The sequence below is a fragment of the Dermatophilus congolensis genome (assembly GCF_900447215.1).
Classification (GTDB): Bacteria; Actinomycetota; Actinomycetes; order Actinomycetales; family Dermatophilaceae; genus Dermatophilus; species Dermatophilus congolensis_A.
Genome location: NZ_UFYA01000001.1, coordinates 1,700,081 through 1,720,249 on the forward strand (window position 1 = coordinate 1,700,081; position 20,169 = coordinate 1,720,249).

At 61.2% G+C, this 20,169-nt stretch carries 17 protein-coding genes; 13 read left to right on the plus strand and 4 right to left on the minus strand.

Annotated features, from left to right (window positions below):
• Nucleotides 1-35 precede the first annotated feature (35 nt).
• The 6 genes from DXZ77_RS07495 (at nt 36) to DXZ77_RS07515 (ending at nt 8,778) form a co-directional block, all read left to right on the plus strand.
• The gene (locus DXZ77_RS07495) at nt 36-3,875 is read left to right on the plus strand and encodes a multifunctional oxoglutarate decarboxylase/oxoglutarate dehydrogenase thiamine pyrophosphate-binding subunit/dihydrolipoyllysine-residue succinyltransferase subunit (RefSeq protein ID WP_115031115.1); all 3,840 of its coding nucleotides are present in this window, start codon (nt 36-38) and stop codon (nt 3,873-3,875) included.
• Between the two features lie 107 nt (nt 3,876-3,982).
• Nucleotides 3,983-4,159 carry a DUF6104 family protein gene (locus DXZ77_RS12060; RefSeq protein WP_181816068.1) on the plus strand — a complete coding sequence of 59 codons (177 nt, stop codon included), beginning with the start codon at nt 3,983-3,985 and terminating at the stop codon, nt 4,157-4,159.
• A gap of 6 nt (nt 4,160-4,165) precedes the next feature.
• Nucleotides 4,166-4,867: a GDSL-type esterase/lipase family protein gene (locus DXZ77_RS07500; protein ID WP_371667277.1), complete on the plus strand. Its 702-nt coding sequence runs from the start codon at nt 4,166-4,168 to the stop codon at nt 4,865-4,867.
• Between the two features lie 155 nt (nt 4,868-5,022).
• Nucleotides 5,023-5,925 (plus strand): DUF4097 family beta strand repeat-containing protein, encoded by a 903-nt coding sequence (locus tag DXZ77_RS07505; RefSeq protein WP_147279229.1) that lies wholly within the window; start codon nt 5,023-5,025, stop codon nt 5,923-5,925.
• Between the two features lies 1 nt (nt 5,926).
• The gene (locus tag DXZ77_RS07510) at nt 5,927-6,631 is read left to right on the plus strand and encodes a PadR family transcriptional regulator (protein ID WP_115031119.1); all 705 of its coding nucleotides are present in this window, start codon (nt 5,927-5,929) and stop codon (nt 6,629-6,631) included.
• 179 nt (nt 6,632-6,810) lie between these two features.
• Nucleotides 6,811-8,778 carry a polysaccharide biosynthesis protein gene (locus DXZ77_RS07515; RefSeq protein WP_258553200.1) on the plus strand — a complete coding sequence of 656 codons (1,968 nt, stop codon included), beginning with the start codon at nt 6,811-6,813 and terminating at the stop codon, nt 8,776-8,778.
• On the opposite strand, the gene DXZ77_RS07520 is transcribed toward DXZ77_RS07515, so the two are convergent.
• Both DXZ77_RS07520 and DXZ77_RS07525 read right to left on the minus strand, forming a co-directional pair.
• Complete coding sequence (locus DXZ77_RS07520) at nt 8,671-9,330, minus strand: sugar transferase (RefSeq protein ID WP_115031123.1); 660 nt, start codon at nt 9,328-9,330, stop codon at nt 8,671-8,673. The genes DXZ77_RS07515 and DXZ77_RS07520 overlap by 108 nt on opposite strands.
• Complete coding sequence (locus DXZ77_RS07525; protein WP_115031125.1) at nt 9,327-10,556, minus strand: DegT/DnrJ/EryC1/StrS family aminotransferase; 1,230 nt, start codon at nt 10,554-10,556, stop codon at nt 9,327-9,329. Before DXZ77_RS07525 ends, DXZ77_RS07520 begins: the two co-directional genes overlap by 4 nt.
• A gap of 111 nt (nt 10,557-10,667) precedes the next feature.
• Here DXZ77_RS07525 and DXZ77_RS07530 point away from each other — a divergent pair, with 111 nt between their 5' ends.
• From DXZ77_RS07530 to DXZ77_RS07555, 6 genes are all read left to right on the plus strand, one after another.
• Entirely contained in the window at nt 10,668-11,969 is a 1,302-nt protein-coding gene (locus tag DXZ77_RS07530) for a glycosyltransferase family 4 protein (RefSeq protein ID WP_115031127.1), read from the plus strand.
• 128 nt (nt 11,970-12,097) lie between these two features.
• A complete protein-coding gene (locus tag DXZ77_RS07535; protein WP_371667513.1) occupies nt 12,098-13,090 on the plus strand; it encodes a polysaccharide biosynthesis protein in 993 nt (330 codons plus the stop codon).
• The gene (locus tag DXZ77_RS07540) at nt 13,087-14,286 is read left to right on the plus strand and encodes a polysaccharide biosynthesis C-terminal domain-containing protein (protein ID WP_115031131.1); all 1,200 of its coding nucleotides are present in this window, start codon (nt 13,087-13,089) and stop codon (nt 14,284-14,286) included. The genes DXZ77_RS07535 and DXZ77_RS07540 overlap by 4 nt, the downstream gene beginning before the upstream one ends.
• Nucleotides 14,283-14,924 (plus strand): N-acetyltransferase, encoded by a 642-nt coding sequence (locus tag DXZ77_RS07545; protein WP_115031133.1) that lies wholly within the window; start codon nt 14,283-14,285, stop codon nt 14,922-14,924. The genes DXZ77_RS07540 and DXZ77_RS07545 overlap by 4 nt, the downstream gene beginning before the upstream one ends.
• Nucleotides 14,921-16,054: a non-hydrolyzing UDP-N-acetylglucosamine 2-epimerase gene (wecB, locus tag DXZ77_RS07550; RefSeq protein ID WP_115031136.1), complete on the plus strand. Its 1,134-nt coding sequence runs from the start codon at nt 14,921-14,923 to the stop codon at nt 16,052-16,054. Before DXZ77_RS07545 ends, wecB begins: the two co-directional genes overlap by 4 nt.
• 5 nt (nt 16,055-16,059) lie before the next feature.
• Nucleotides 16,060-17,238, plus strand: coding sequence for a glycosyltransferase family 4 protein (locus tag DXZ77_RS07555; RefSeq protein WP_115031138.1), 1,179 nt, complete (start codon nt 16,060-16,062; stop codon nt 17,236-17,238).
• A 9-nt stretch (nt 17,239-17,247) separates the two neighbouring features.
• On the opposite strand, the gene DXZ77_RS07560 is transcribed toward DXZ77_RS07555, so the two are convergent.
• Complete coding sequence (locus DXZ77_RS07560) at nt 17,248-18,711, minus strand: lipopolysaccharide biosynthesis protein (protein WP_115031140.1); 1,464 nt, start codon at nt 18,709-18,711, stop codon at nt 17,248-17,250.
• Nucleotides 18,708-19,922 (minus strand): glycosyltransferase, encoded by a 1,215-nt coding sequence (locus tag DXZ77_RS07565; protein ID WP_181816069.1) that lies wholly within the window; start codon nt 19,920-19,922, stop codon nt 18,708-18,710. The genes DXZ77_RS07560 and DXZ77_RS07565 overlap by 4 nt, the downstream gene beginning before the upstream one ends.
• 38 nt (nt 19,923-19,960) lie before the next feature.
• Between DXZ77_RS07565 and DXZ77_RS12420 the strand changes: the two genes are divergently transcribed.
• Nucleotides 19,961-20,095, plus strand: a complete 135-nt coding sequence (locus DXZ77_RS12420) for a hypothetical protein (protein WP_258553203.1) — start codon at nt 19,961-19,963, stop codon at nt 20,093-20,095.
• Nucleotides 20,096-20,169: the final 74 nt, after the last annotated feature.

Below are 20,169 nucleotides of genomic sequence, written 5' to 3' on the forward strand. Positions count from 1 at the left end.
CAACGCAGTCGCCACAACGAAAGAGGCGTTTCCTCGTGTCCCAGCAGCCGCCCAACGACTCACCGTCGACCTCGTTCGGAGCCAACTCCTGGCTCGTGGACGAAATGTACGAGCAATACAAAGCCGACAAAAACTCAGTCGACAGCTCATGGTGGCCCCTCTTCCAAGAACGCGACGCCCAAGCAACCCCCACCCCCCCAGCCACACCCCACGACATCGGCACCAGCTCCCCGCCACGCGCCAACCACACCGACACCACCCCCACCACCACACCAGCCTCACCCGCCCGCCAAGCCATCGGGAAAGGCTCCGCACCCCTATCGGGCACACGCACCAACTACGACGTCTCCCGCCGCAGAGAAGCAACCCACTCACCAGCGGCCAACGCCACCGTCATGAGCTCGGCCGAACCCGCACCCGACCGCGGCATCCGCCACCAACCCATGCCCGCTCAAATGCCCACCCCGCGCGACACCCCCGCCGTGCGCCCCACCAACTCCGACGCACAAGACACCACCAAAGCCCTCAAAGGCCCCGCAGCTCGCATCGTCAAAAACATGGACGCCAGCATCCATGTCCCCACCGCGACCTCATTCCGACAGCTGCCCGCCAAAGCACTCATCGAAAACCGCACCGCAATCAACGCCCACCTCACCCGCAACCGCGGCGGCAAAGTTTCCTTCACCCACATCATCGGCTACGCCATCGTCCGGGCACTGCAATCCATGCCCGACATGAACTACAACTTCACCGAAATCGACGGAAAACCCCACGTCGTACACCCCGCACACGTCAACTTCGGTCTCGCCGTCGACCTACCCAAACCCGATGGCACCCGATCCCTCATCGTCCCCAACATCAAAGCCGCCGAACAACTCGACTTCTTCGGCTTCTGGCGCGCCTACGAAGACCTCGTCACCAAAGCACGCAACAACAAACTCACCGTCGACGACTTCGCCGGCACCACCGTCTCCCTCACCAACCCCGGCGGCATCGGCACCTTCCAATCAGTCCCCCGCCTCATGCCCGGCCAAGGCACCATCATCGGCGTCGGCTCCATGGACTACCCCGCCGAATGGCAAGGAGCCTCCCCCGAAACCCTGGCCCGCCACGGCGTCAGCAAAATCATGACCATCAGCAGCACCTACGACCACCGCATCATCCAAGGCGCTGCCTCCGGCGAATTCCTCCGCACCGTGCACCAACTCCTGCTCGGCGCCAACAACTTCTACGACGACATCTTCGAATCTCTACGGATCCCCTACGAACCCATCCGCTGGAGCATCGACCACTACGCCGGACACGAAGACGACCTATCCAAAACCGTCCGCGTCCAACAACTCATCCACGCCTACCGAGTCCGCGGACACCTCCTAGCCGACCTCGACCCCCTCGAATACCGGCAACGCATCCACCCCGACCTTCAACTAACCAACCACAACCTCACCATCTGGGACCTCGACCGCAAATTCGCCACCGGCGGCTTCGGCGGAAAACCCGCCATGACCCTGCGCGAAATCCTCGCCGTCTGCCAAGACTCCTACTGCCGCACCATCGGCGCCGAATACATGCACATCCAGGACCCCGAAGAACGCGCCTGGATGCAGAACAAAATCGAAGTCCCCCGCGAAAAAACACCCCGCGAAGAACAAATGCGCATCCTGCGCCGCCTCAACTCAGCCGAAGCATTCGAAACATTCCTCCAAACCAAATACGTCGGCCAAAAACGCTTCAGCCTCGAAGGCGCCGAATCAGCCATCGTGCTCCTAGACCAAATACTCCTAGAGTCCGCCCGCGAAGGCATGGACGAAGTCTGCATCGGCATGCCCCACCGCGGACGACTCAACGTCCTAGCCAACATTGCCGGCAAAAGCTACGGACAAATCTTCTCCGAATTCGACGGCACCCGCGCCCCCGGCAACGCCCAAGGCTCCGGTGACGTGAAATACCACCTCGGCACCGAAGGAACCTTCACCGCCGAAACCGGTGAACAAACCAAGGTCTACCTCGCCGCCAACCCCTCCCACCTCGAAGCCGTCAACCCCGTCCTCGAAGGAATCGTCCGAGCCAAACAAGACCGCCTAGACAAACACGGCGAAGCCTTCACCGTCCTGCCCATCCTCATGCACGGAGACGCCGCCTTCGCAGGACAAGGCGTCGTCATGGAAACACTGCAGCTATCCCAGTTACGCGGATACCGCACCGGCGGCACCATCCACGTCATCGTCAACAACCAAGTCGGATTCACCACCGCCCCCAGCTCCTCGCGCAGCTCCGTCTACTCCTCAGACCTGGCACGCTGCATCCAAGCCCCCATCTTCCACGTCAACGGCGACGACCCCGAAGCAGTCGTACGCGTGGCCACCCTCGCCTACGAATTCAGGCAAAAATTCGCCACCGACGTCGTCATAGACCTCGTCTGCTACCGCCGACGCGGACACAATGAAGGCGACGACCCCTCGATGACCCAACCCATCATGTACAACCTCATCGAGGCCAAACGCTCCTCCCGCAAGCTCTACACCGAAGCCCTCATCGGCCGCGGCGACATCACCGAAGAAGACGCCGACGCCGCCCTGAAGGACTACCAATCCCGCCTCGAGCAGGTTTTCCTCGAAACCCGGGAAGCGGCAAAACACCCAGAACAACAAGGCACACTCGAAATGCCCTCCGCGCAAGTTGAAGACGAACGCGCCCCCCTACGCCACATCAGCACCGCCATCGACAAAGACCTTCTCGAACGTCTCGGTGATGCCTGGGTCAACATCCCTGACGGATTCACCGTCCACAAAAAACTGATGAAGGTCCTCGAAAACCGGCAAAAGATGACCCGCGAGGGCAACATCGACTGGGCCATGGGCGAACTACTCGCCTTCGGGTCACTCCTCACCGAAGGCACTCCGGTACGTGTCACCGGACAAGACACCCGCCGAGGCACCTTCACCCAACGCCACGCCGTCCTCATCGACCGCAACACCGCCGAAGAGTGGACACCACTGCTCTACCTCGGCAACCAAGCCCGCCTATGGACCTACGACTCGATGCTCTCCGAATTCGCCTGCATGGGATTCGAATACGGATACTCCGTCGAACGCCCCGACGCGCTGGTTTGCTGGGAAGGACAATTCGGCGACTTCGCTAACGGTGCCCAAACCATCATCGATGAATTCATTTCCTCCTCCGAGCAGAAATGGAACCAACGCAGCTCCGTAGTTCTTCTCCTGCCCCACGGATACGAAGGACAAGGACCAGACCACAGCTCCGCCCGAATCGAGCGCTACCTACAACTCTGCGCCCAAGACAACATGACCGTCGCGCACCCCTCAACCCCAGCCTCCTACTTCCATCTCCTGCGCGCACAGGCATACACCCGCCCCCGAAAACCACTCATCGTGGCAACCCCCAAACAACTACTACGCCGCAAAGAAGCCGTCAGCTCCATCGAAGAATTCACCACCGGCAGCTTCCAACCCGTACTGACCGACAGCACCGACATCAGCAACAACAACATCGACCGCGTCATCGTCTGCTCCGGCCGCGTCTACTACGACCTTGCCGCCGAACGCGAAAAACGCAACGACACAAACACAGCAATCATCCGACTCGAACGCCTCTACCCCCTGGCAACCGAAGAGATGAAAAACGAGCTAGCGAAATACCCCAACGCCGAAATCGTGTGGGTCCAAGACGAACCACTCAACCAAGGCGCATGGTCCTTCCTCGCCCTCAACCTCGTCCCCGAGCTGGCAGAAAACGGCGAAACCCGCACCTGGAAACGTGTCACCCGCCCCGCCTCAGCTGCGCCCTCCACCGGCTCAGCCAAAATCCACGCAGCCGAACAGGAGAAACTCATCCACCTCGCTTTCAAACGCTAACCACCCCCACCCTGCGCCCGCCCCATCCCCTACGGGCGCAGGGACCTACACCACGCTCAGGGTGTCCTGAACGTACACACTCACTCCATTGGGGCAGAATAGAACTCGTGTACTTCACAGATCGTGGCATCGAAGAGCTGGAAAACCGGCGCGGCGATGAGATGGTGTCTCTGGAGTGGGTAGCCGAACAGCTACGGACCTTCACCGACCTGAACCCCGAATTCGAGTCGGCATTGGACCGGTTCGCAACCTGGCTCGCCCGGGTGGACGACGACGAGGATTGATAACGCGTGAGCAACGACGACTACGGCGACGACAGCCTCTACACCGACGGGGCAGACATGGACATCCCCACCCAGTTCACTCCTAGCGCCGACTACGTCGCGCACGACGGCCCCAGAGACGTCGGCATCGTCTTTATCGGCGATTCTTTCGTCTCCGGATACGGCGACCCCAAAGGCCATGGATGGGTCTCGCGCGTGATCGGCCGAACCCAACACCCCGAACTCGATCTCACCACCTACAACCTCGGCATCCGCGGTGACTCTTCCGCAGACGTACTCAACAGGTGGCGATCCGAAGGCATGCCCCGGTGGAAAGACCGCCGCGAACGTCGCCTCGTTCTGGGCGTAGGCATTCACGACATCGACCAAGGCCTCACCACAGCCCGCTCCCGCCTCAACCTCGCCAACGTCCTCGACGACGCAACAGCACGAGGCATCAGCCCCTTCGTGGTCGGCCCCGCTCCCACCCTGGATGAAGAACGCAACGCCAAACTTGAAGTAATCGTCGAAGCACAATCCGACGTGTGCTCGCGCCGCTCCATTCCCTTCGTCGACTGCTTTTACCCGCTCCTAGAACACGACCAATGGATCTCAGAACTAGCCAGTTCCCGAGACCAGATCCACCCCGGACAAGCTGGCTACGGACTCCTAGCCTGGCTCGTTCTCCACGGAGACTGGGCCACCTGGCTCCAAATCCCCCAGGAATAAACCCCTTTCGTTTCATGCGTGTGGCGGTGAACCCGACCGGGTTCACCGCCACACGCATATCCCACTCCTGCCCTCTATACACGCGATATATCTCAATCTACTCTTAAGAAGAAACGACATATCGCGTTCCAGTGCCCGCCACCGAAAGGCCCGCCATGACCACCTGGCGCATCACCTCCAACACCAGCCGCACCATCGACGACGGACGCCGCCGAAACCTCATCATCAACACCGGTGGCGGCTCCATCACCATCACCGGAGGCACCCCCGGCTCCACCGCCATCCTCATCGAAATCGCCAACGTCCGCGGACCAGAACTGACCATCATCGACGACGCCACCACCGTCAGCATCGGCCACCTACGCAACGGCACCGACTGGAAACAAACCATCAAAGACTGGGTAGGCGTACGCGGCGACGTCAGCGTCGACCTGAATATCACCGTCCCCCCAGGCACAGACACATCCGTGCGATCCCTACGCGCCCACACCAAAATCAGCGGACTCACCGGACGACTACGCGTCCGCGGCGGCACCGGAAGCGTCCGTCTCGACTCCCTCAGCGGCACCATCGACATCATCACTGCCACCGCAGACATCGAAGGAAAACGCATCTCCGGAGACATCAAAACCAAAACCGCCTCAGGCAACCTCTCCCTGGACTCCTCAGCCCCAGCATCGGTGCGCGCCAACACTGTCTCAGGCCTGAGCGACCTATGCCTCACCGGCCGCTCCCTCATCACCATCAACTCCGGCGCCGGCGACGTACGCATGCGCCTACCCCAACACCAGGGCTACGACCTCACCGCCCACAGCAAAACCGGACACGTCATGGCCGACGGATCCACCATGATCAACCCACTCAGCGAAAAACGCGGCGGACACCGCTACGACGGAGACCGGTCTTTAGCTGCAAAGGTTAAAACCGTCTCCGGGAACATCATCCTCACCCGCGGAGAAACACCACACCACTCCACACCAGGGGTGATCATCACCGGCGGACAACAGCCCCGCGGACCCGTCCAAGACACCCTCCCCGGCGACCGGAAAAATAACTGACATGGCCTCACCAGTATTCGGCCACGGACAACTACGCCTCTACCTCCTAGCCGTCCTTGACGAGGGTGGCCCCATGTCCGGCTACGACATCATTCAAGTCATGGAACGGCGGTTCCGCGGGCTCTACTCCCCCAGCGCCGGAACGATCTACCCCCGCCTAGCCAAACTCGAAGACGAAGGACTTCTGACCCGTCGCGACGAAGGCCGCAAATCTATCTACACCCTCACCAATGCCGGACGTGAAGAACTCGACTCTCGATCCGAAGAGCTCGAAGGGCTGCGCGCACATGTCACCAGCTCATCAGAACAACTCACCGACGAACTGCATCGACGCATGAGCGAAGGCGCAGCGCACCTCACATCACTGTTCGGAGCGGCAGCCGCCGCATGGGAGAACCAAACCCGATCAGCCACCGCTCAAGGATCATCACGATCTCCGCTGGCGGATATGACCATAGAAGGAATTGAGCGACTAGCTCGCGACTTCCGTCGAGGTGCAGCCTTCACCGAACACACCACCCCACCTCCACCACCCCCACCCACCAACCCAGAACCCCGCAACCTCACAACAGATGCCAACCACCACACCACCAAATCCGCCAACATCTCGAGCGAGCAGGTGAACGCCATCATCACCATCCTGCGCGAAACGGCTGACCGCCTCGAAGCAGTGCTAGAAGAAAACCCTCAACGCCACAAAGAGTGAGCAGGTGGGCCGCATACACCGACCCACCTCCATATATACATATTCGGGGTGAAAAGCCCTGCAGCAATAAGGTCTTCTAGCGACTACTCGTACACAACACTCACTCTCTCATTGCCAAATACAGCGCTTCTTGCGTCGTAATGTGTCGAAGTACCGACAAACGCCGCGAGGAGCCAACCGTGCACGGAGCACCCACGAGCGGCACTTTGCGCCGTGACCACATAAAACGGACCATCACCTGGCCAGCAGTTGACTCCGCCATCTGGATATTCGCCGTCTATGCGTCAGTGTGGATGCGATACGACTTCCGCGCCGCCCTCGTTTTCACCGGCGGCGTCGCCAGCTATGCGCTGCTTGCCGCAATAATTCACGGATGCGCAGGCACCCTCGTAGGCCCCTACCGTGTGCGCCACCGACGCGGATCAATGGAAGAAATCACCGACCTCGCCCGCACCTTCATCATCACTCTGCCCCTGCTGTTCATCACACCGTGGCTATCCTTCCCCCACCCAGTACCGCGCAGCACCGCAATCAGCGCAGGCGCTCTGGCCATGCTGACCATGCTCGCTGCGCGCCTGATCTCCCGAGCACGGCGCATGCGCGCAGCACGCCACCGCGGCGGACGTCCAGCCCTTGTTTACGGAGCCGGAGACGCCGGAGACCGCATCATCCGATCACTCCTGACCGAAGATGACTCTCCTCTAACTCCCGTAGGAATCATCGACGACGACCCAGCAAAAGCCCGGCTACGCATCCATGGCATCCGCGTCGTCGGAGACCGCAACGACCTCGCCGACTCGGCGCGCCAGTGGGAAGCCCAAACGCTGATCCTCGCTATGCCCAGCGCACCAGCTGAGGTCATCCGCGAAGTATCGGCCTCGGCCAGAAACCTTGGCCTCGAAGTGCTTGTCGCCCCCAGCATGAGCGAGATCGTGGACCACTCCCCCGGCGCCCGCGACCTACGCGACCTTGACCTGGCCGATGTTCTTGGCCGCCCACCAGTCCATCTGGAATGGGAATCGATCAGCAGCGAAATCACCGGAAAAGTCGTACTCGTCACCGGCGCCGGTGGCTCAATCGGCTCAGAACTATGCCGTCAGATCGCGCGCTTTTCTCCCGCACGTCTGCTGCTGCTTGACCATGACGAATCCGGCATGCACGCCACAGATATGTCAATCCGGGGAGATGGGCTGCTGTGCGGTGGCAACATCATCCTGGCAGACATCCGTGACGCTGCACGGATCCGTGAGGTTATGGCCCAAGAAAAACCCGACATCGTCTATCACGCCGCAGCTTTAAAACACCTTCCGCTGCTGGAAGCGCACCCGTTCGAAGCATGGAAATCCAATGTGATGGGCACCCGCAACGTATTGGCTGCAGCCGATGCGGCTGAAGTGACCTCATTCGTCAATATTTCGACTGACAAAGCAGCCGCCCCCACGAGCATGCTGGGACTATCCAAGAGGTTTGGTGAAGTGCTCACTGCCTGGTACGCCACAGCTCACGGGCGTCGGTACGTCTCCGTTCGTTTCGGAAATGTGCTGGGTTCGCGCGGGTCGGTGGTGCATGCGTTTACTTCACAGATCGCTTCTGGAGGGCCAGTAACGGTCACTGATCCTCGTGTGGAGCGGTACTTCATGCTCATTCCGGAGGCCTGCCAGCTCGTACTGCAAGCTGGTGTGCTCGGCCATGGGGGCGAGGTGATGGTGCTGGAGATGGGTGCTCCGGTGAAAATCGCTGATTTGGCGGAGACGTTGATTGAGCTGTCAGGGCGCCACGACGTGAGCATCATCTATACGGGATTACGGCCTGGTGAGAAGCTCTCTGAAGAACTGTTCGACTCTTCAGAGGTGCGACACCGCACTGGACATGAACTCGTCAACGCCGTTCAGGCACCGCCGTTGAATCCTCACGTACTAGAAACACTCTCAGCCACCGACGATGCTTCGCTGCGTGCCTGGATGTCTTCAGTGTTAGCAACTTTGAAGACTGAGGAGAAGGCAGTGCAGGCTGTGCAGGCACAGACCGCCGCAGCACAATCAGTTGCGGCCCAGCACAGCCCGGACCGTAGCGAGCAGTATTCGAAGATCGCTCATGAGCGAGGCGGAGCGCACATAGTCGACGTACCGGGCGGTTTTACGCGGTAGCAGAGTGTGAACGTAGTAGTCGGCGGGATCAGCAACGGTAGCGAGCAGGTCCCCCTCGTTCCGGAATTCAATGCTGGCTGGGTCGGTGATGCCTGGCCGGACGCTGAGGATCACCGCGGCGCGCTCTGGTGACCAGTGTTCAACCCATTCAGGTACTTCGGGTCGAGGTCCGACTAAGGACATTTCTCCCCGCAAAACGTTGAGGAGTTGGGGAAGTTCATCAAGTTTGGTGGCGCGTAACCACGCGCCGGTGCGGGTCACGCGGGTATCACCGGTGGCACTGACTGCCAGGTGGGTTTCTCCTGAGGCGGGGACAGTCATAGTGCGGAATTTCATGATGGTGAAGGGATGACCGTTGCGGCCAACGCGTTGCTGTCGAAAGAGCACCGGTCCTGGTGAATCGCGAGTCACTGCAATAGCGATGCCGGCCATCAGCGGTGCTGTAATCACGAGCCCCACAGCGGCGAGAGCGATATCGATGCCACGTTTGACCGGTGGGTACCAGGCATTGGTACGGCTGGGTGGGGCGGACTGGGGAGTGCACCTTTTCATGAGCGTGCTCCGCATAGTTGGCGTACGGCTGTGATGACGCGGTCGATTTGGTCGTCGGTCATAGCCGAGAAGATGGGGAGGGAGAAGCAGCGGCTAAAGGCATCCTCTGCGACGGGAAAGACTGTGGGGTCAGGAGCGATGGTGTCGCGCCAGACAGGGTGGCGGTGCAGTGGGATGAAGTGAACACTGGCTCCGATGCGGTAGTGGTTTGTGAGCTTGTCGATGAGGGCGTCGCGCTGGATTGGTGCGGTGTCTAGCAGGTGAGGTGCGTAGATGTGGCGGGCGTGGATATCGCCAGAAGGTGCGTGTGGCGGTAGCTGTAAGGGCAGGTCGGCGAAGGCTTCGTCGTAGGCGTCAGCGATTTCTTCGCGGCGGGTTCGCATACGTATTGCTTTGGTGAGTTGTACGCGTCCGATCGCTGCGGCGGGGTCGGTGAGGTTGTATTTGAATCCGGGGGCGAGGACTTCGTATTTCCAGGCCGGGCCTGCCGACATGCCGGATTCGGTGTAGCGAGAGAACGCGTCACGGCTGATGCCATGCAGGCGCATCATGCGGGCGTGGTTAGCTAGGTCTGGGTTAGTGGTCAGGAGCATGCCACCTTCGCCGGTGGTCATGGTTTTGGTGGCGTAGAAACTGAATACGACTGCCTCGGAAGCTCCGAGTCCCACGTTGATGTTTTCGCTGACGGCGGGGAATGCGTGGGCTGCGTCCTCGATGACGGCGAGGTTGTGTTCTCGGGCGAATTCAGCCAGGTGTGTTCGGGCAACGGGTAGGCCGGCGAAGTGGACCGGCATGATTGCGCGGGTGTGGGGGGTGATCGCTGCGGCCGCGGCGTGTAGGTCGATGTTCAAGGTGGTGGGTAAGACATCGACGAGTACGGGGGTGGCGCCTACGTAGCGGACTACCTCTGCTGTTGAGGTGAAGGTCCAGGTGGGGACGATCACTTCGTCACCTGGGCCGATGCCCAGGGCTACGAGGGCTAGGTGTAGTCCTGCCGTGGCTGAGTTGACGGCGATGGCGTGGATTTCTGGGGGTGGTGCGGGCGTAGGGGGTGAGGGGGTGCCAGGTGTGGTGGTTGTGAAGTTTCCAGCCAGCGCGGCAGCGAATTCGGTTTCGAAGGCTGCGGCGACTGGGCCGGTGGTGAGCCACCCGGACCGGATTGCTTCTGCGGCGGCGCGGACTTCTTCCTCACCGATATCTGGTGGACCAAAGGGTATAAATGGCAATAGTTTTCGACTATCTGGCGAGGATGTATTCACATTTCTAGGCTAGGGGTTCCTCGCCACAGACAGCGGGATGGGCACGTCGGATTCGAAACTCGGAAGGAGGTGTCAGCGGTGCGGTACGGGATGTTGTCGCAGTGGTATGACCCTGAACCTGGCCCGGCAGCGTTGCCTGGGGTTTTGGCTCGAGGGCTGGTCGGGCGCGGACATGCAGTCAATGTGGTCACAGGGTTCCCGAACTACCCCAGCGGGCAGATCGCGCAGGGGTATCAGCAATGCCTTTTCCGTGATGAAGTCCTTGATGACGTGGGGGTTCGCCGAGTGGCGCTGTACCCCAGTCACGACTCTTCAGCGGTCCGGCGTGTGCTGAACTATGGCAGTTTCGGAGTGTCAGCGGCGATCTCTGGTACTGCATTCGTTCGCGGCGCCGATGCGGTGTGGGTTAACTACTCCCCCATCACGGTTGCTTTACCCATGTGGGTGGCTCGGTTACGTGATCGCGTTCCGTTAGTTGTTCACGTTGGTGACCTATGGCCCGACACGATGACGGCCGCCGGTTTCACCCCCAGCGGGTTCACGGGAGCAGCACTGGAGAAAGTGCTGCATGAATGGACTGACGCCATGTACCGCTCCGCCGCTGTTGTCACCTACATCTCCCCCGGGGTCCGAGACATTCTCATCGACCGAGGCGTGCCCGAACACAAACTTCGCTACGCCCCGATGTGGGCCGACGAAACCTTGTTTTCCCCTGCCAGCCAGGCCACCCGCACCGCTGCCGAAGCATGGCGGCGCAGCAACGGCGTCGGAGACCAAGACATTCTGGTCCTGTACGCCGGTGCGCTCGGACACGCCCAAGGTCTAGAAACTCTTCTGCGCGCTGTCGCCACCGCTAATGCCGAACTCGCCGACACCGGCGCCCGTCGACGCCTGCGCTGCATCATCGCTGGTTCTGGCACCGCAGAAGAAGAACTACGCAGCCTTGCCCGCGATCTGCGCATCCCTGGAGATAACCAACCCATCACTTTCATAGGCCGGGTAGCACCTGAGCTGATGCCTACCCTCATGGCTGCCGCCGACGCCTGCTATATCGGTCTTCGCCGCGACCCTCTTTCCAAGGTCACCATGCCAAGCAAAACCCAAGCCATCATGGCCTCTGGCCGCGCAATCGTCGCCGCCGCTGACGGCGACATCAAAGATGTTGTCACCAGCGCTGGAGCCGGTTACGCCACAAACTCCGGCGACCAGCCCGGCCTCACACGAATTCTTTTGCGCCTGTGCGAAAGTGGCCGTGCATCACTAGAAAGTGTCGGCCTTGCTGGGCTACGCCACTACCGAAGCGAATACGCCGTAGAACACGCAGTCACCCGCGCTGAACAAGCCCTCACCTACGCAGCAGGCGGTGAAAGGACACCATGAACCACCCCCTCCCCGAACATCACCTCACCACCACCCCAGGAGATGAGCGAGGAGAACACCACCCCGGCGACGCCCTACGCGACACCACCATCGCCATCACCGGCGGCACCGGATCATTCGGCTCCACCATGGCCCGACGCCTCCTCAAACACGGCGTCAAAAAAATCCACATCCTCTCCCGCGACGAAGCCAAACAACACGACATGCGTGTAGCCCTAGCCGACGAACGCATCACCTACTTCGTCGGCGACGTCCGCGACCGCACCTCCGTAGACGCAGCCCTACGCGGCACCGACCACGTCTTCCACGCAGCAGCCCTCAAACAAGTCCCCAGCTGCGAATTCTTCCCCCAACAAGCCGTACTCACCAACGTACTGGGCTCCCATAACGTCATCATGGCCGCCCACGAAGCCGGCGCCCGCTCACTGGTCTGCCTCTCCACCGACAAAGCCGTCTACCCCGTCAACGCCATGGGCATGTCCAAAGCCCTCATGGAAAAACACGCCCAAGCATTCACCCGCCAATACCCAGACAGCCCCACCACCGTCACCATCACCCGCTACGGAAACGTCATGTACTCCCGCGGCTCAGTCATCCCCCACTTCATCAACCAAATCCACACCGGACGCCCCATCACCATCACCGAACCCGACATGACCCGCTTCCTCATGTCCCTCGAAGAATCCGTCGACCTCGTCACCCATGCCTTCACCAACGGCACCCCAGGCGACCTCTACGTACGCAAAGCCCCCGCCGCCACCATCAACACCCTCGCCAAAGCCGTCGCCACCCTCCTAGGCCACCCCGACCACCCCATCCACATCATCGGCGTGCGCCACGGCGAAAAAATGCACGAAACCCTGCTCTCCCACGAAGAAATGGCCCACGCCACCGACCAAGGCAACTACTTCCGCGTACCTGTGGACGCCCGCTCCATGGAATACGAGCTCTACTTCACCGAAGGCGACCACCACCGCGCCCCCCTTGAGGACTACACCTCCGCCAACACCCAACGACTCAACCTCGAAGAAACCATCACCCTCCTACTCACCCTCCCGCACATCCGCGAACTCGCCTACCAAGCCGGAACACTCCACCAGCACGAAACGGCACAGCCATGAACAGCACCCCCACCCAACGCCGCCTCAAAGCTGTCGTCACCGGCGCCAACGGATTCCTCGGCTGGCACCTACGCGCCCGCCTACTCACCTTGCCCAACATCGACACCTACCCCATCAATCGCACTGACTTCGCCACCCACGCCCTCGAAGAAGCCCTCTCCGACGCCGACCTCGTCTTCCACTGCGCAGGCATCAACCGCAGCAACGAACACGAACTCAACAACGGCAACATCGCCCTAGCCAACCGACTCGTCACCGCACTAGAAAGCACCGTCTCTGGCCGCTACACCGCAGGCAAACGCGAACCAGCCGTCGTCTACGCAGGCTCCAACCACGCCTCACCCGAACACCCCAACAGCTCCACCCCCTACGGACACGGAAAGCGCCAAGCCGGCCACATCATCACCGAATGGGCCGAACACGCTGGCGGCGAAGCCAGCGCCACCGACCTCCGCTTCTGCGGACTCTTCGGCGAACATGGCCGCCCCGACTACAACAGCTTTGTGGCCACCTTCGCCCACACCATCGCCCACGACGGCGAACCCCGCATTACCGACGACCGCGAAATCCCCCTCTTACACGTCGGCGAAGCCTGCGAACGCATGATCGCCGCCGCACTCCAACGCACCAACGGCATCCGCGAACAAACCGGCACCATGATTCGCATCTCCGAAGTCGCCCGCACCCTCGAACGATTCCACTCCGTCTACGCCCCCACCGGCGAAATCCCCGACCTCAACTCTCCCCTAGGCATCCCCCTGTTCAACACCCTGCGCGCGGCCATGTGGCCCCACGCCTACCCCATCCCCACCCAACCCAACACCGACGAACGCGGCACCCTCATCGAAACCATCCGCGTCCACGGCAGCAGCGGCCAGGTATTCCACTCCACCACCAACCCCGGCTACACCCGCGGTAACCACTTCCATCTCAACAAAATCGAACGATTCCAAGTCCTACACGGCACCGCCCGCATCTGCCTACGCCGCGTCCTGACCAATGAACGCATCGACTTCGACGTCACCGGCGACACCCCCGTCACCATCGACATGCCCACCCTGTGGACACACAACATCACCAACACCGGAACCACACCCCTACACACCATGTTCTGGACCAACGAGCTCTACGACCCCAAAAACCCCGACACCACACCACACCCCGTCGACCCTGCCCCCACCACACCCCAACCATGACCCCCCACCTACCCACTCCCCCCAACCCCCACATCCACTTCACCGAAGGCATCGACCCCACCGACATCCCCGCCCTCGCCCGCCTGCACCACGACGCCTTCCCCAACTTCTTTCTCACACGCCTCGGGCAACCCTTCCTCCGCGAGTTCTACCGCGCCTACGCCACCGACCCCACCGCCATCACCATCACCGCACGCATGCCCAACAACCAACCCATCGGCATCGCTGTCGGAACCACCGACCCCACCACCTTCTACACCCGACTCCTACGCCGCCGCGCCATTCCCTTCGCCCTCGCCGCAACCCGCGCCGCACTCACCCACCCCCGCACTGTCATCCCCCGACTCCTACGCGCCCTGCGCTACCGCGGAGACACACCACCAGGCAGCAACGGCGCCCTCCTAGCCTCCATCTGCATCAGCCCCACCCTCAAAAAAACCGGCACCGGCGCCAAACTCACCCACACCTGGACCACCTGCGCCCACCACCACGGAGCCACCAGCGCCTACCTCACCACCGACGCCGACAACAACGACGCCGTCAACCGCCACTACAACCGCCAAGGCTGGACCATCGAATCCACCTACACCACCCCCGCCGGACGGCGCATGCACCGCTACGTCAAGGAGCTCCCATGACCCACGTCATGACCATCGTCGGCACCCGCCCCGAAATCATCCGTCTCTCCCGCGTCATCACCCACCTCGACAACACCGTCACCCACACCCTCGTCCACACCGGCCAAAACTACGACTACGAACTCAACGAAATCTTCTTCGAAGAACTCGGTCTACGCCGCCCCGATCACTTCCTCGCCATCAACACAGCCACCCTAGGAACCACCCTGGGCGAAACCCTCATCAAAGTTGAAGACATCCTCACCACCCATCGCCCCGACGCAGTCCTCATCCTCGGCGACACCAACTCCGCCATCGCCGCCCTCATCGCCAAACGCATGCGCATCCCCGTTTACCACATGGAAGCAGGCAACCGCTGCTTCGACCACAACGTCCCCGAAGAAACCAACAGACGCATGGTCGACCACATCGCCGACTACAACCTCGTCTACACCGAACACGCACGCCGCAACCTCCTCGCCGAAGGCATCCATCCCCGCCACATCGCCCTTACCGGCTCCCCCATGAAAGAAGTCCTCGATCACCACCGCTCCGCCTTCGACACCAGCACCGCCACCAGCGACCTCGGCCTCACCCCCGGCAAATTCCTCCTCGTCAGCGCCCACCGCGAAGAAAACGTCGACTCCCCTCAACGGCTGACCAACCTGCTGAACTGCCTCATCACAGCACGCGACACCTTCGATATGCCCGTCCTTGTCTCCACCCATCCCCGCACCCGCAAGCGGCTCGACGCACTCCTACACCACCCAGACAGCCCTCGCCACAACCTCGAAGGCATCACCTTCCACCCACCCATGGGGTTTCTGGACTACAACCGCCTCCAAATGGACGCCGCCTGCGTCCTATCTGACTCCGGCACCATCAGCGAAGAATCCTCACTCCTGGGATTCCCGGCAGTCACCCTCCGTGACTCCATCGAACGCCCCGAAGCCCTCGACACCGGATCCATCATCATGACTGGCCTGGACCCCGACAACCTCATCGAAGCCATCCGCGATGCCATCACCACCGGCACTACCCCACCGCCAACTCCCACCGACTACCGCATCAACAACTGCTCACAACGAACCGTCCGATTCATCCTGTCCACCCACCGCCGTCACGAGACCTGGACCGGCCTGCGCAGCTGAACGCCATGACTTCACCAACCGGCCCCCGCATACTGATAGCCACGCCCTACTACACCCCTGCTTGGCGTGGCGGCGGACCTATCCGCAGCCTAGCTGCCATCACCAACCAGCATGGCGACCGCCACCATTTCCTCGTGATCACCAGTGCATACGACTGGGGCGGTGTGCCTTTAGATGTCGATACCACCGATTGGGTCCGCACCGGCTCTGCACTTGTGCGCTACTTACCCACCACTTTTGGCTCCCTGAACACCATTCCTGCCTACGTTCGAGCCTGGCGCCAGGCCACCAGTAGCCCTTCTGGACCGCCAGAAATCACTTACCTCACCGGAGCATTCCCTCCGCTATGGACATTGCTTCCTTTGCTGCTTGCGCGCACCAAAATCCTGTCGTTGGGGCATGTGCTTATCGCACCTCGAGGAGAGTTCGGGACTGGCGCTCTAGCACTGAAAGCTAAGAAAAAACGCTGCTTTCTTGCCGCGGCACGATTCGCTGGTCTTTATCGAGACGTCACGTGGCATGCCTCTTCTCCTGCTGAAGCCGCCGACATTCGTAGCGTTTTCCCCAAAGCTCGGGTCCTTATACGGCAGAACGAGACTGACCTACCTACCTGCGCTACTCGACCGCACACCCCGACGACAGCTCCGCTGCGGCTGCTTTATCTAGGGCGGCTATCACCGAAAAAAGGTATCGAGACGTTCCTGGCTGCTCTGCGGTACGTGAATTCTCCAGTTCAGGTGACTATCGCTGGAACTGCTGACAGCGATGACTATGCCTCCACGCTGCACGCTCTTGCCAATAAGAGCAAGCATCCAGTGTCTTTCGTTGGCGGGATTGAGCGCGATCGTGTGCAGGAAACTTTCTGTGAACACGATCTGTTTGTTTTTCCCACCACTAACGAAAACTTCGGCCACACAGTGGCTGAATCACTTTCCGCGGCGGTACCTGTGATGTTGCATCGCGGTTCTACCCCGTGGCCTGTGATGCTTCCGCATATACCGGCCGGAGCGCTCGAGCTGCTTGACACGTTCGATCCACGTGACTGGGCTGAACATATTGATGCTGTCGCGGCTCGTGCTCCTGAGCAGCGTTTGTCGGATCGGCAAGCAGCTGCAGATGCCTACGACGCGTGGCGTGCGTGTACGCCGACGCAGTCAGTATTCAACATGCTGCTCGACCAGTGAGCTACGTGGTCAGCGTTGATGACGCTGTAGCCTCTTCGCCCAAGTTCGGGTTTGGTCTGGATGAGTGCTGCACCACGCCAACACGATGAGTGCAGCGATACCGATGCGGGGAAGGGTTTCAAGGTTTGTCAGGGTCGCGGCCAGGAAAGTGACCATGACTGCTGATATGACCAGAGCTGCTTCAGCTGTCCATCGCATCTGATATTTCTGCCAGGCGCGGGCGATGGTGGCTGAAGAGGTAGTCGATACACCTACTAAATATCCGATGGCGACTGCCTCAATTCCCCACGAACGTGGCGAGAGCGTCCATACCGTGGCTGCTGTTGCTAGCCCGGCAAGGCTGGCGATGGTTGTGTAGAGAATGCCGTTGCGTGAGCCGGCTGTGATGGCGTTGACGCAGGGAACCGCGATCATTGTGATGAGGACGGCCAGGAGCAAGGTCGCCATGATCGGGGCGGATTGGGTGAAAGCGGGGCCGTAAAAAGTTTGGATGATTTCGGGGGCTAGTAGGGATGCCACGACGACTAGTGGGAGAACAAGGAAGGTCAAGCCGCGCACTCCGCGGTCAAGTTGTGTTGTGACTGCTGTGTTGTCTTTGCGGCCGAAAGCTTCGGCCATGTTGGGGTAGAGCACAAGGGATAGCGCTCCGGATAGCAGGGTCAGGGGCATGGCGAGGTTCCACGCTGCGGAGTAGGCCCCTGCTGCGGTGTGTCCGTGTGTGGATGCGATGAGTACGGATAGTTGCACGAGCCCGGCCGAGGCGAGGGAGCCGAGTGCGCCTAGGGTGACGAAGCGGTCAATTTCTCTGGTGAGCGCATGGGTTTGGGCTGTGGGCAGGGGTGGGTGGGGAGTGTGCCATGGCCAGCATGCTGCGGTCAGGAGCAGGAAGCCTAAGGCTGGTGGGATGAGCAGTCGTAGGTCGGTGATGTCCAGGGATATGGCGACAACGACGCCGAACAGGCCGATGAGGGATAGAGCGCAGTCGAGGGTGACAACGCGGGTGACGGCGCCTACTCCGTAGTGGATGCCACGGGTGTATTGCTGCCCGGCGATACCGAGGAGGAAGAGAGCGACGCAGGTAGCGCTGAGGGGGTCGTTTGCGCGGGTGAGGGTAATGGGGATGGAGATGAGGGCCAGGAGGAGGGCGGTGGTGATGACGCGGTGGTTGAGGTGGGTGGCGATGGTGTCGATTTCGTTGTGGTTATTTCGTCCGCGGGCTTGGGCGAGGAAGCGTGAGGCTGCTTGGCCGGCGGTGGTGGGCCACAGGAGGATGAGGAGTTGAGCGGTTGCTTGGCCGGTGGCGACGAGGCCTAATGCGCTGGCTCCAGCGTAGCGGCCGATGATGATGGTGATGGCTAGGCGGATGGCGCCTTGGCTGGCTAGTCCGATGAAGCTGGTGATGCCTCGGCGGGTGAGGTGGTGGTCGGTGGGTTGGTGGAGGTTGATGGGGCTGCGGAGGGGGTGGGGGTTCATGAGGTGAGTGCGCTGCGGAGTATGTCGATTTCGGCGGTGACGGTGTTGTGCCAGGAGTGGTTTTGGGTGTGTTGGGTCATGTGTTGGGGGCTGGGTGGGTTGGCGAGGATGGTTAGGGCGCGGGTGGCGAAGTTGTGGATGAAGTCGTTTTCGGTGGTGGTGTTGTTTGGGGGTGGGACGAGAGCTATGGCGTCGAGGGCTGATTCGCGTAGGCCGCCGGTGTCGGTGGCGACGACGGGGGTGCAGGCTGCGTAGCTTTCGGTGACGACGCATCCCCAGCCTTCTGCTCGGCTGGGGACTAGGAGGATGTCGGCTGCGTGCATGAGGGCAGGGATGTGGTGGTGGGGTTGGCGGCCCAGGAGGGTGATGTTGGGATGGTTGGTGAGCTGGTTGCGTAGGGGGCCATCGCCGGCGATGACGAGGTGGGCGTGGGAGTGGGTGTGGGTGATGGTGTTGAGGATGGCTGGGAGGCGGTCGGCGCCTTTGATGGGGAGGAGGTTTCCTACGTAGAGGAGTCGGGGTCCGGTGGTGTGTTGCCATGGGTCGGGGGTGGGTGGGGGGGTGTTGGGGTTGGTGAAGAGGCTGAGGTCTACGCCGTTGGGGATGACGTGGCTGTTGGTGTGAGGCATGCCGAGGTTGGTGGCGTGGGTGCGTAGGGCATTGGAGACGTAGATGGTGGCGGCGGCGTGGTTGAGGGTGTTGGCGGCGGGGCGGGGGTTGTGGGTGATGGTGTGGGTGACATCGCTGCCGTGCATGGTGACGACGTAGGGGATGTGTAGGTGGTGGGCTAGGGCGGCGGCGATGTGGCCGGCGGCGAGGCTGTACATGCCGTGTGCGTGGATGATGTCGTAGGGCTGGGGTTGTTGGTGGCAGTAGTGGATGAGTGCGGTGGTGGCGGTGTGGATGGCGTGGGTGGGGGTGTGTGCTGTGCGGCTGGCGATGGTGTCGGTGAGGTTCCAGTGGGCTGGGATGGGGAGCCATCCGGTGTTTTGGGCGTGGGGTGCGAGTTGTTGGTCGGTGTGTGTGGGTGCATGCATGGCCGCGCGTAGGAGGCGGACTGGGGGTGTGTAGGTGGGGGTTAGTGCGATGGGTTGGAGGTAGAGGTTGGGATGGTTGAGGTTGTTGATGGCGGTGACGCGGTGGGTCATGTAGGGGGCGCCGCTTGGTGTTGCTCGGGTGGGGTAGGAGTTGGCGAGCAGGAGGATCCGCACTGGGTCAGTGTGGCATTGCTGGGGGTTGTCGTTGGGGAATGTTGGAGGTGTTGCGTGGTGTGGATGGTGATGTTTGTGGCTGGCTGGTGTGTTTGTGGGTTTTGTTGGTGTTGTTTGTTGTTGGGGTGTTGGTACACATGCTGGAGCTGGGGGAAGCCGGACGGTTGTTCTAGACGGGTATCGTGGTTGAGTCCACTTCCCGAACATCGCTTGTTCGTCGCTTCTGGCTGCACTTGCGAATAGCCCC

Coding starts and splice junctions, on each gene's coding strand:
- DXZ77_RS07505 (WP_147279229.1), top strand. CDS start 5,023: ATGACCACCTGGCGCATCACCTCCAACACCAGCCGCACCATCGACGAC.
- DXZ77_RS07560 (WP_115031140.1), bottom strand. CDS start 18,711: ATGAACCCCCACCCCCTCCGCAGCCCCATCAACCTCCACCAACCCACC.
- DXZ77_RS07535 (WP_371667513.1), top strand. CDS start 12,098: ATGGCCCGACGCCTCCTCAAACACGGCGTCAAAAAAATCCACATCCTC.
- DXZ77_RS07540 (WP_115031131.1), top strand. CDS start 13,087: ATGAACAGCACCCCCACCCAACGCCGCCTCAAAGCTGTCGTCACCGGC.
- DXZ77_RS07545 (WP_115031133.1), top strand. CDS start 14,283: ATGACCCCCCACCTACCCACTCCCCCCAACCCCCACATCCACTTCACC.
- wecB (WP_115031136.1), top strand. CDS start 14,921: ATGACCCACGTCATGACCATCGTCGGCACCCGCCCCGAAATCATCCGT.
- DXZ77_RS07510 (WP_115031119.1), top strand. CDS start 5,927: ATGGCCTCACCAGTATTCGGCCACGGACAACTACGCCTCTACCTCCTA.
- DXZ77_RS12420 (WP_258553203.1), top strand. CDS start 19,961: ATGTTGGAGGTGTTGCGTGGTGTGGATGGTGATGTTTGTGGCTGGCTG.
- DXZ77_RS07520 (WP_115031123.1), bottom strand. CDS start 9,330: ATGAAAAGGTGCACTCCCCAGTCCGCCCCACCCAGCCGTACCAATGCC.
- DXZ77_RS07555 (WP_115031138.1), top strand. CDS start 16,060: ATGACTTCACCAACCGGCCCCCGCATACTGATAGCCACGCCCTACTAC.